The organism is Gemmobacter sp. 24YEA27 (assembly GCF_030052995.1).
Classification (GTDB): domain Bacteria; phylum Pseudomonadota; class Alphaproteobacteria; order Rhodobacterales; family Rhodobacteraceae; genus Pseudogemmobacter.
Genome location: NZ_JASJPW010000001.1, coordinates 166,511 through 178,925 on the forward strand (window position 1 = coordinate 166,511; position 12,415 = coordinate 178,925).

General features: G+C 64.3%; 3 protein-coding genes and 2 pseudogenes. 2 read left to right on the forward strand and 3 right to left on the reverse strand.

The window, feature by feature from the left end; translation table 11 throughout:
* Positions 1 to 7 precede the first annotated feature (7 nt).
* Entirely contained in the window at positions 8 to 1,603 is a 1,596-nt protein-coding gene (gene serA, locus QNO18_RS00920; protein WP_283176152.1) for a phosphoglycerate dehydrogenase, read from the forward strand.
* 87 nt (positions 1,604 to 1,690) lie between these two features.
* Here the strand turns inward: serA and gndA are convergent.
* Positions 1,691 to 3,099 (reverse strand): annotated as a pseudogene (gene gndA / locus QNO18_RS00925) (NADP-dependent phosphogluconate dehydrogenase).
* 187 nt (positions 3,100 to 3,286) lie between these two features.
* On the opposite strand from gndA, the gene QNO18_RS00930 reads away from it, so the two are divergent.
* Positions 3,287 to 4,024: a metallophosphoesterase gene (locus QNO18_RS00930; protein WP_283176153.1), complete on the forward strand. Its 738-nt coding sequence runs from the start codon at positions 3,287 to 3,289 to the stop codon at positions 4,022 to 4,024.
* A gap of 180 nt (positions 4,025 to 4,204) precedes the next feature.
* Here the strand turns inward: QNO18_RS00930 and pbpC are convergent, their stop codons facing one another.
* Together pbpC and QNO18_RS00940 are read right to left on the reverse strand one after the other, a co-directional pair.
* Positions 4,205 to 6,259: a penicillin-binding protein 1C gene (gene pbpC / locus QNO18_RS00935; protein ID WP_283178716.1), complete on the reverse strand. Its 2,055-nt coding sequence runs from the start codon at positions 6,257 to 6,259 to the stop codon at positions 4,205 to 4,207.
* 1 nt (position 6,260) lies between these two features.
* Positions 6,261 to 11,722: pseudogene (locus QNO18_RS00940) on the reverse strand (alpha-2-macroglobulin family protein).
* Positions 11,723 to 12,415 lie beyond the last annotated feature (693 nt).

Sequence of the window (12,415 nt, forward strand, 5' to 3'; positions counted from 1 at the left end):
CCCCACAATGGCCCCCCGCGTTCTCGTATCCGACGAATTGAGTGAAACCGCTGTCCAGATCTTCCGCGACCGTGGCGTCGAGGTCGATTACCTGCCGAAGCTTGGCAAGGACAAAGAAAAGCTGGCCGAGATCATCGGTCAGTATGATGGTTTGGCGATCCGTTCGGCCACCAAAGTGACCGAGAAGCTGCTGGCCCAGGCCACCCGGCTGAAAGTGGTGGGCCGCGCCGGGATCGGTGTCGACAATGTCGATATTCCGGCGGCGTCGAAAAAGGGCGTGATCGTGATGAACACGCCGTTCGGCAATTCGGTCACCACCGCCGAACATGCGATTGCGATGATGTTTGCGGTGGCGCGCCAGCTGCCCGAGGCGAGCGTCTCGACCCATGCCGGCAAATGGGAAAAGTCGAAATTCATGGGGGTTGAGCTGTTCAACAAGACCCTCGGCGTGATCGGAGCCGGCAATATCGGCGGCATCGTCTGTGATCGCGCGGTGGGTCTGAAGATGAAGGTCGTGGCCTTTGACCCCTTCCTGTCGGAAGAGCGCGCGAAACAGCTGGGTGTGACCAAGGTCGAGCTGGACGAATTGCTGGCGCGGGCCGATTTCATCACGCTGCATGTGCCGCTGACCGACAAGACCCGGGGCATTCTGAACGCCGAGACCATCGCGAAAACCAGGCCGGGCGTCAGGATCATCAACTGCGCGCGGGGCGGTCTGGTCGATGAGGCAGCACTGGCCGAAGCTCTGAAATCGGGCCATGTCGCGGGCGCGGCCTTTGACGTGTTTGAAACCGAGCCGGCGACCGAAAGCCCGCTGTTCAACCTGCCGAATGTGGTTGTGACCCCGCATCTTGGGGCCTCGACCACCGAGGCACAGGAGAATGTCGCACTGCAGGTCGCCGAGCAGATGTCGGATTACCTGTTGACCGGCGCGGTGCAAAACGCGCTGAACATGCCAAATGTGACCGCCGAAGAGGCCACCGTTATGGGGCCCTGGATCCGGCTTGCCTCGCATATCGGGTCGTTCATCGGGCAGATGACCGATGAACCGGTGAAGGCGGTGAACATCCTCTATGACGGCCGCGTGGCGGAGATGAACCTGCCGGCGCTGAACCAGGCGGTGATCGCGGGCGTGTTGAAGGCTCATAATCCGGATGTGAACCTCGTCTCGGCTCCGAGTGTGGCGAAGGACAAAGGGATCCAGATCTCGACCACGCGTCAGGATAAGTCGGGCTCGTTTGACGCCTATATCAAGGTCACGATGGTGACCGATAAGCGCGAGCGCTCGGCCGCGGGGACGGTGTTCTCGGATGGGAAGCCGCGGTTCATCCAGATCAAGGGCATCAATATCGACGCCGAGATCGGGGCGCATATGCTCTACACCACCAATGACGACGTGCCGGGGATCATCGGTCTTCTCGGCATGACCATGGGCAAGAACAACGTCAATATCGCGAACTTCACCCTCGGCCGGTCGGCAGTGGGCGAGGATGCCATTGCACTTCTGTATCTCGACGGGCCGATTGACGCGAAAGTGGTCGATACGCTGGAGGCGACGGGCATGTTCCAGCAGGTCAAGCCGCTGGTGTTCGACGTCGCCTGAACCGGTGGCGTCTCCGTCGGCTTGCCCGTGGGATATTTAAAGACAGATGAAATAAAAAAGGGAGCCATTCCGGCTCCCTTTTCCTTTTCAGGCGTGGTTGCCCCAGGGACCATGATGGATCGGCTTTCCGTCGAGCCGGTCAAAGCCATGGGCGCCGAAGAAGTCGCGCTGGCCCTGCAGCATATTGGCGGTGCCGCGCGCGGTGCGCATCTGATCGAACCAGGCGAGGCCGGCGGAAAGCGCGGGCAGGCTATGGCCTTTGAGCGCGGCGGTCGCGACCACGCGGCGCAGCGCCTCGTGATGCTGTTTCAGAAGCGCGGTGAAACCTGGTGCGAGGATCAGGTTGCGTGCGGGGTCTTCGCTCAGGGCCTGGGCCATCTGGTCAAGCATCGCCGAGCGGATGATGCAGCCTTCGCGCCAGACCTTAGCGCATTCCGGCAGCGGCACGCCCCAGTTCCAGGTCTTCGACGCCGCATCCAGCATGGTGAAGCCCTGGGCGTAACACAGGATCTTGCCCGCGATCAGCGCGCCTTCGAGGTCTTTCAGGCTGAGCCCGCCGCCGAGCGGCCGCGGCCCGGCACCGAAGACCGCCTCACCCGCCTGGCGTTCGTCACGCCGCGCCGAGACATTGCGCGCCATCACGGCAGCTTCGATCACCGGGACCGGTGCGCTGAGATGCTGCGCCTCGATCGCGGTCCAGCGCCCGGTGCCTTTCTGGCCGGCGGCGTCGAGGATCACATCGAGCATGGCGGCGCCGGTTTCCGGATCGGTCGCGCGGGCGACCTTGCCCGAGATCTCGATCAGGTAAGAGCGCAGCGCGCCTTCATTCCAGGCCTCGAACACCGCGGCGATGCCGGGGGCGGCCATATCCATACCGTCGCGCATAAGGCCGTAAACTTCGGCAATCATTTGCATATCGGCATATTCGATGCCGTTATGGACGGTTTTCACGAAATGCCCCGCCCCGCCCGGCCCCATCCAGGTCGCGCATGGCGTGCCGTCATGTTTCGCCGAAATCGCCTCCATGATCGGGGCGACGCGGTCCCAGGCGGCGCGCGGCCCCCCGCCCATGATCGCCGGGCCGTGACGGGCGCCCTCTTCGCCGCCCGAGACCCCCATGCCGATAAAGGGCACGCCCTGGGCGACCGCTTCGGCGGCGCGGCGTTCGGTATCGTGGAAATTGGCGTTGCCGGCGTCGATGATCAGATCATCGGGCCCCATCAACGGCCGGAGCGCCGCGATCATCTGATCCACCGCATCGCCCGCCGGCACCATCAGGATGATCGCGCGCGGCACGGCAATCGCCGCCACCAGATCTTCCAGCGTCTCGGCCGGAGTGAGACGCGCGGCCAGATCCCCGGCCTCTGCATGGAATTTCTGGGTCACATCATGGCTGCGATTCCAGACCGCGATCCGATGTCCCTTTTCCGCGATATTGAGAGCGAGGGCCGCGCCCATCACCCGAGCCCGACCAGACCGATTTCTGCAAGCGCCATCTGAGCCTCCTGAACTGATTTGCCCCCGTTTAGCTGCCGCGCATTGTTAGCGCAAACACTCCCTGCGGATCTTTGTCGGTTCAGGTCAGGATTGGCTTGCGGCGAGAGGGTTGTCGGCCTAAGCCTTGCCCGATCCCGCAGCCTGCGGCAATGCCGGGCATGCGGAACGGATGCAGGAGCCCCCCCCATGCGCAGCTATGCAATCGGCGATATACATGGCCATCTTGACCTTCTGAAACGCGCACATGAGCGGATCGCGAAGGATATCGCACAGCACGGTCCGGCACCGGTGGTGCATCTGGGCGATCTTGAGGATCGCGGGCCCGACAGTCGCGGCGTGATCGACTGGCTGAAGACCGGCATGGAACGGGGTGAGGACTGGGTGGTGCTCAAGGGCAATCACGACCGGCTCTTCACACAGTTCATCCATGATCCCTGGTGGGCGGATCCGGCGCTGTCAAACCCCTATAACTGGCTGCATCCGGCAGTTGGCGGGGCTGAGACGCTGCGCTCTTACGGCATCCGTGCCGCCGGGGATCGCCCGATCGATCCGGTGCATCGCGAGGCAGTCGACAGCGTCGACCCCGCGCATCTGGCCTTTCTGGAAAGCCGCCCGACTTCGCTTCGCCGTGGGGATGTGTTCTTTGTTCATGCCGGCATCCGGCCCGGAATTGCGCTGGAGGATCAGGCCGAGGATGACCTCGTCTGGATCCGCAAGGGCTTTCTCGACGACGACCGCGATCACGGACCATTGATCGTCCATGGCCATACTGCACTGGATCAGGCCAGACATTACGGCAACCGGGTGAATATCGACAGTTCTGCCGCCTATGGCGGGCCGCTCACCGCCATTGCGATTGACGGGCGTGAGGTGTTTTTGCTGACCGATCAGGGCCGCGTTCCGCTGCGACCAGAGCGCACCTGAACGCGGTCTTCCGCCTGGCACTGCCCGGTCGCCATGCCCCACTGCGGAAAGGCCGCGAAAGGCAATGCCCCGATGACCAGGGTGTTTTCTTTCCGCAATGCACATTGTGACCGGCGCCCCCGGTTTCCGATCCGGAAACCGGCCCGGAATTTTAAAAAATTCCGGCGCGGGCGGAGCGGGTCACCAGAGCCGCACTCTCGAGCGGGCGGAGCGGCCCTCGGCATCAATGACGCTCAGCGTCACAAATCCGGTGCCGGACAGCGCGAGGATGATCTCGCGATCCCGCGAGCCCACGGCCATCGGCGCGCCGTCGATCAGCCAGGTGAAGGGCGCGGTGCCGCCAGAGACTTTCACCTTCAGGCCTGACTGATCCGCATTCGTGCGCAAAAGCTCCACCTCGGCCCCATCGGGCGGGAAATCGACTTTCGGTGCATTCACTTCAGCAAAAGCCGCATTTCGGGGCCGGAACCGTTGCAGCGGCGGCGGCAGCTGGCGGTTCGCGACCAGCAAAGTCGCCGGCGGTGCAGGCGGTTGCGGGGCCAGGGCCGCTTTCAGACGGTAAAAGGCCTGAAACAGCACCGGGGCCGCCACATCGGCACCAAAAGCGCCCGGCACCGGGGTGCCATCGGCGCGCCCCATCCAGACCCCGATCACATGTTGCCCGTCATAGCCGATCGCCCAGGCATCCCGGTGGCCGTAGGAAGTGCCGGTCTTATAGGCCAGCCGGTTCGCCGGCGCGCCGGGCGGCGGCGCCAGACCTGCGAGGATATCCCCCACCTGCCAGGCCGCGACGGTCGAGACCACGCGCGCGCCCTCGCCTCGTTCGCCGTCAAGACGCCAGACCAACGGCAGCGCGACGCCGCCACGCGCCAGGGCGGCATAAAGCTGCACCAGATCCTGAAGGCTCACGCCGACACCGCCAAGGCTCACCGCGAGCCCCGGCTGATCGCCGGGGATACGGTACTTCATCCCCGCCTTGCCCATCGCCGAGATCAGCTTTGCCGGGCCGAGCGCATCGGTCAGCGCCACCACCGGGATGTTCAGCGAAAGCTGCAACGCCTCGCGCAGCCGCACCTCGCCGCGATATTGCCGGTCGAAATTCTGCGGCGCGTAAGTGCCGAAACTCATCGGCCTGTCGTCGATCACCGTCTCGGGATGGGCGAGGCCCTCGTCAAAGGCCAGAGCATAGACCAGCGGCTTCAGCGTCGATCCCGGAGAGCGCAGCGCCTGGGTCATATCGACAAAACCCTGGCGTTTTTCATCCTGAAGGCCCGAGGAGCCGACCGAGGCGAGGATCTCGCCCGAACGGTGATCGGCGACCACGATCGCGATCTGCATCTGGCTGCCGCGCGCGCGCACGGTTTCCGCCGCAAGGGTCTCAAGCCGCTTTTGCAGATCCTTGTCGATGGTCAGAATATGTTCGCCCAGCGTCGGATCTGCGGTCCGGGCCCGGTCGGCAAGATGCGGGGCGAAGGCCGGGAAAGGCTTGCGGATCCCCGGCACGGCTTCGGTCAGGGCGGCCCGGGCCTCTTCGTCCTCGATCAGCCCGAAGCGCACCGCGCGGTCCAGCACCCGGTCGCGCGCCGCCTCGGCACGGTCCGCTGCGCGGTCAGGACGGCGGCTTTCCGGGCTTTGCGGGATCGCGACCAGCAGGGCCGCCTCGGCCGGGGTCAGGCGGGTCGGCTCCTTCCCGAAATAAGACAAAGACGCCGCCCGCACCCCTTCGAGATTGCCCCCGAAAGGCGCAAGCAGCAGATAAAGCGACAGGATCTCGTCCTTTGAAAGCTCGCGCTCCAGTTTCAGCGCGACCCGCATCTGGCGCAGCTTGCCGCCAACCTGGCCGGTGGTGCCTTCCTCCAGCAGCCGCGCCACCTGCATCGTCAGGGTCGAGCCGCCCGAAACAACGCGGCCAGACCGCGCGGCCTGCAAAACCGCCCGTGCCAGCGCCTGGAGATCAACGCCGGCATGATCGCGGAAGCGGCGATCCTCATAATTCAGCAGCATGTCGATATAGCGCGGATCGACCGCTGCCAGATCGACTTTCAGCCGCCAGCGCCCATCCGACACGGTATAGGCCCTGAGCAAATCGCCATCGCGGTCCTTGACCTCGACCGAGGTGGACAGCGCCAGCGGCGGCAGCACGGTCGCATCAATCCAGCCGTCAAAGGCATCGCGGGAACCCGCGGCGAGCCAGAGGCCCGCCGCAAGCGCAAAGATCCAGCGCGCGCGCATGATGTTACTCGGCGTTGACCGTCAGCCGGCCGCTGTCGGTGCGGGCGCGGAAATCGGGCCGGTACATGTCTTCGACCGAGGCCGCCGGGTGGTGGTAACTGCCGGGGCTGATCGCCCGCACAATATAGGCCACACGGAAGGCATCGCGCGACGACCAGTCCACCTGGGTGATGAAACGGTCCTGGCGGAATTCGGAATGCGCAGTCTGCCCCAGCACATTCAGCCACCCGAGTTGCGATGTATCGCCGCCCGAGATCAGGTTCGGGTTGTCGATCTCGAACCCTGCGGGCAGCGGGTCGGCAAGGATCAGGCGGCCATCCGAGTAATCCCAGGGCGTCACTTCCAGCTCGACCACATAGCGATTGCCGGTGACGACCTTGTCGAGTTCCACCGCTTCGCCATCAAGAGTGTAGTAGCTGCGGGTGATCGTGTAGCCATTGCCGCCGGCGGGTTCAGGCTCTGACGGCACGCCGAAAGTGGTGACGGTCAGATAGGTGTCACGCCCTTCGTTCTTGACCACGACAGGCGCGGCGCCGTCCTGGATCACTTTGACCAGCGGCCCTTCGGCCGGTTTGCCGTCGAGCGTGACGCCCGAGACATCCGGTGCGTCGATCAGCGCGTTCGTTGCCATCAAGGCCCAGGTCGCTTCCTGGGTCGAAAGATAGCGCGGCGCGATGGCGATACGGTTGACCAGTTCCTCCCGGTCAATCGCGGTGCTGCCAGCCTCGACCGCGAGGGTCAGGATCGCTGCCGTGTCACGGTAATTGGTGCCGTAATCGGCGCGCAGCACCTGGGTCGCGGTATCCGAAGGCAGCGCTAGGATGCGCGCGCCCGCCTTGCGGAACATCGCATCGGCCCGGGTCTGGTCGCCGTAAGAGGCCAGAGCCGCACCAAGCTGCGCCTGGGCAAGCGGCGTGGCGAAATCATCGCCCTTCACATCGGCATAGTAACGCAGATCGCCGATCGCCGCCGCCCCTTCACGCGCCAGAACCATCAGCGCATAGGCCAGATCCGTGCCGCCGCCCTGGGTATTGGCGTCGAAATTCGAGGCGTAATTGACGCGATTGCGCAGATTGGTCAGCGCATTGCGGAAGGCCTGATCCGGCACCGCATAGCCCTGGGCCCGCGCCCGGCTGAGGAAGTCGGTGACATAGCTGTCCAGCCACAGATCGCCCGAGGACGGACCCCAAAGGCCGAAGCCGCCGCCCGAGCCCTGGTTCATCAGGATCTCTGCCACCGCCTCATCGATCCGTTTCTGGATATCTGCGGCATGTTTCAGATCCATCACCCGTGCCACCTGATCAAAGTAGATCAGCGGCATGGCGCGCGATGTCATCTGCTCGGTGCAGCCGTAAGGGTAGCGGTCGAGCGATGCCAAAAGCCCCGGCGCATTCAGCCGCGCCAGCGGGCCGATGGCCATGACCGATTTGCCGGTGCCGCGCACCATATCGGCAAAGACCGCTTCGTCGAAGGTGAAGGTCTCGCCCGCTTTCAGATCAAAGCGCGAGATTTTCGCGATCTCGGGGTCATTGACCTGGATCGGCAGTTTCAGATCCTTGATCAGCTCCTTGCCATCCGGTGTGGTCAGGGCAACCCGGATTTCCGAGAGGCCAACCCCGCCCGCGATCACATCGACGCTGAATTCCGCCTTGCCCTTATCGGCAAGGGTCAGGGTTGCAGGAACCTCGCCAAGCGTCAGATCCTCCGAGGTTACCGCAAGCTTCATCTCGCCCGAGGGGCCGGTCGCATGGACGATTTCCAGCAACAGACGGCTCTGGTCACCAGGCGCCATGAAACGCGGCACCGAAGCGGTCACCACAACCGGGTCACGCACCAGGACATTCTTGTCGGCCTGTCCCACGCCGGTCTTCGACCAGGCCACGGCCATCACCTTCACCGATCCGTTGAAAGACGGCAGGGTAAAACTCGTGCGGGCATAGCCATCGGCGCCGACTTCGACCGGGCCGGTGAAATAGGCCACCAGCTCTTCGGTCGGAGGCGGTGTTTGCAGCCGCGCCTGCGCGCCCGCATCGCCCCCGAACGCACCTCGCCCTCGGCCCCGTTCAGCCCGTCGATCAGACGGCCATAGACGTCCCGTATGCCGATGCCGAGCTTGCGCTGGCCAAAGTAATAGCCCTGCGGATCCGGCGCCTTGAAGCCGGTGAGGTTCAGAATACCCTCATCCACGGCGGCGATGGTGACATAGGCCGTCTCGCCCGGCTCAACACCCTCGACCTTGACCGCAACATCCAGCGGCCCACGCGGATCGACCTCATCGGCCATCTCGATCGTGGTGGTCAGCGCCCGTTTGCCCGGATCGACCGAGGCGTAAGACAGGCCAAGCGCGCGCGAGGGCACCCGTCCCGCCGCCACATCCATCGGACGCAGCACCGAGGCGGTCACATAGACGCCTGCACCCCATTCATCGGTCACGTTCAGCGGGATCAGGTTCTCGCCTTCTTTCACCTCGACCGCTTCCATATGGACAAGGCGGTTCGAAAGCACGGTGATCAGCGCAGTGCCGGCGGCGCGCGGCACGATCCTGAGTTGCGCGGTCTCGCCCGATTTATAGGCGGGCTTGTCGAGCGACAGCTCCAGCGTGTCGGGCGTCGAGGACACATCGGCGGGCGCATACCAGCCCGACCAGAAGCTCATGGAACTCACGGCGGTCTCGCCGTCGATCCGTTCCACTTTCAGCTCATATTCGCCCCAGTTCACCGGCAGGGAAATCGCCACCGGATCGCTGCCGCCCAGCGTGGCCGAACCCTCAGACACATGGCTGCGGGTGCTCACCGGCTCCCAGTACCAGCTGCCATAGCTTTGATACCACTGCCAGTCATTCTCCAGCCGGGTGAGGGTCCATTTGACCTCCATCGGTGCCGGTTTCTGATCAGGGCCAATGCCTTGCAGCAGGAAGCCCGCCTCGGATCCATGCCCGACCACGCCATCGAATTGCGCCTTGATGCCGATCATCGCGGCGGCGGGGGTCACGCTTTTCTCGACGCGGCGCTCCACCGGACGGCCCGAGCCTTCGGCAACCCGCACCACGGCGGTTGCGGTCAGGGGGCGGTCGGCTTCCAGCCCCTCGGCGCCGGGAAGTGCCAGGTCGAGCCGCGCCTTGCCCTCATCATCGGTCGTGCCGCTCTGGTAGCTGTCCATCCGCGAGTCGAAGGGCTGGTCATAGCGGCCGAAGACATAGCCCGGCCAGGATTTCAGCCCCTGGGCCGCGCGCAGATAGATCTCGCCCTCGATCTCCATCCCCGAGGCCGGCGCCCCGAAGAGGTATTTCGCGGTGAGCTCGATATTCATCCAGGGATCTGCCAGCGACAGATCGGTCTCGCCTGCATCGAGGGTGAAATCGATGCGCTCGGGCAGGAAATCCTCGACGAGGAAGGTTTTCGACACCAGCGCTTCCGCCTTGGTATCGGCAAAGATCGCCAGCGACCAGGTGCCGCGCGGCGCAGTGCCGGCAACCGGCAGCTGGAAAACATAGCCGCCCGCGCCCTGATCCGAGATCAGGTTGCGGGAATATTCGACCCCATCGGGACGGGTCAGGATCGCGGTCAGCGGCAGGCCGGCCACAGCCTCGGCTTTCGGATCGCGCGCAATGGCGGTGGCATAGACGGTTTCGCCCGCGCGGTAAGCACCGCGGTCAGTGGTCAGGAAGACATCGACCGGCGGCGCGGCCTCACGGCCCTCGACGCCCCGGTCCGACAGATCGAATTCGGGATCGGTCAGCGACAGGAACGAGATATCCTTCTCGCCTTCCGTCACCACAAGCAAAGCCGGAGCCGCGCTGCCGGTGCCACGCATCAGGCCAGGCTCGAAAATGGCATAGCCCTGAGCATCGGTCACGGTCTCGGCCAGCGGGCTGTTCGCCCGGTTCAGAAGCTGTACCTTCACGCCTTCTTTGGCGCCGGCCGTCCCGAGGCTGCGCACGAAGACATGCAGCCCGTCGACGCCGGTCATGCTGGTAATGCCCAGATCCGAGACCACGAACCATTGCCAGGCCGGCGGAAAATCATAGGCATCCTTGCCCGGCATCGCGGCGCGCAGCGCATAGATCCCGGCCTCGCGGCCCTGCAGTGCCTCGACCATCGGCAGACGGGTGGTGACATCCTTATTCACCTCGATCTTCATCGAGGCGGTGCCTTCCCAGACCATCTCACCGATCTCATCGGTGAAGGACCATTCCGAATAGTAATTGATCGGCGTGCCGAAATAGTCGTTCTGGATGGCGCGCAGCATGTTGCGGTCGCTGACGCGGTAGAGCTGCAATTCCAGCGTATCGAGATTGACGGTTTCGACCGGCAGCGCCGCATCGCCCGATTTCGGCAGCACATAGCCGCGCCCGGGGAATCGCACGGCCGCCGTGCGGTCGCCGACATAGGCATTGATCTCGATATCCCTGGCCAGCGTCTGGCCATCAGCCGCAGGCAGACCCTCGCGGAAGGTCAGTGTATAGCGTTCGCCATGGGTCAGACCGGTGACGCAAAGCCGGCGCTGATCGGCAAGTTCAACCGCAGTGCCGCCGGCGGGCAGGCGCACATAGTCGCCGTAATCGACATCAACAGGTTTCAGGTCTTCGGTAAAGACGGCGCAGATGCGCGGACGGGCCAGATCGGCTTCGACCTGATGCTCCTCGATCCGGAAGCCGTATTTGCTGATCGCCTCGTCAAGCATCGCAGCGGTGTCATCCCGCGACTGGAGCGATTGTGCGAGGCGCAACGCCTGCACCATTTCGCGCCCATTGCCGCGTTCTTCCATCAGCCGCGCGGCAAAGACGAGGATCGAATGGCGCTGCGCCTTGCTTTCGGCGCGCAGATAGGCGTTCAGCGCCCCATAAAAAGCCTGGGATCTGTACCAGCCCGTGTCGCTCGTATTCTGCTGATCCGCTGCGGCTTTGGCGCGACGGGCATATTCCGCCCATGTGTCGGCATCATCGATGATGGCAAGCGCCGCGCCGGTCTTGTCGACCGCTGCGGCAAAGCTGGACCGCGCCTCATCTCCTGCCGCCTCGCGCAGCAGATCATCGGCGCTCTGGTCGCCGGTCGGGTGAGTCCGGCCAATCCCGGTAGCAAGATTGAACGCGGTGGTGAATTCGTCATCCGGCAGGAAGCTCAGCTCGGCACGCCGCTCTTTTGCCCGGGTCTGAGCGCCTGGCGCCGCTGCGACCACCCAGGCGGATTGCGCGCCGACAAAGCTTTCAGGGGCACCGGGATCGGATTTGAGGAAACAGCTGCCATTGCGGCTGTTGAAGGTCCAGGCGTCACATTGGGTATTGGTGACACAGGCGCGCTCGCAGGCCTGGATGGTCGTGTCGAAGACCGAGCCGATATCGCCGCCCACAAGATCGGAATCGACCATCACGACCGAGCGCCGCTCGGGGATCAGATCCTGGGCCGAGGCCATTCCGGGCAGGGCGATCGCGGCCGCCATCAAAAGACTTCTGACGAAATTACGCATCACAATACTCCCGTTCCGCCCGCCATGGCGCCACTTCAGCTTCGCACGCGTCCGGCCCCCGGGCAAGTGCCGGGCAGGTCAGGCGGGCGCGAATAAGCATGCGGGAGAAAGGAACTTCTCCCCTGTTAACTCCTGCTTCATTTTGACCGGAGAAGGTGGTCCGGAATACCGGACTTCTGGGCAGAATCTCAGATCCGGCGCGGCAAAACCTGGTTCCTGGATCATGACGGGGATGGATCTGTCAGAACGACTGACCAAGGAAAGGCGTGCAAGGCTGGCGGCAGAGCGTCTGCTGGCCCGGCGCACCCGCGACCTTGCCACCGCCGAAGAGCGGCTGGCGCGCCAGAACCGCAGCGTCGTCAGGGCCCCGCGCCTGACCTCACTCAATGTGGCAAGGTCCGAACAAACTGCCCTTAACGCTGCCGCCGGCGCATCCTCCCTATCCCCCGGCGCATCCCCTGCGGTGTCTGTCACACAGGCCGGGGCCATTTCGACCCCGGCGCCTTCTTCCGATGTCCTGTCAACCGTGGCACCACCATCCAGAGCCACCCCACAGGCAGCCGTCGCTCCGCCTGGCGCCCCGGTCCCATCGGGGAATCACACCGGGCCAGGGCTTGCGGAACCAGCCACTGACGAGAAATCGGATACCGTTGCGACCTTCATCCATATCCCCCGGAACCGAGCACAATCTGA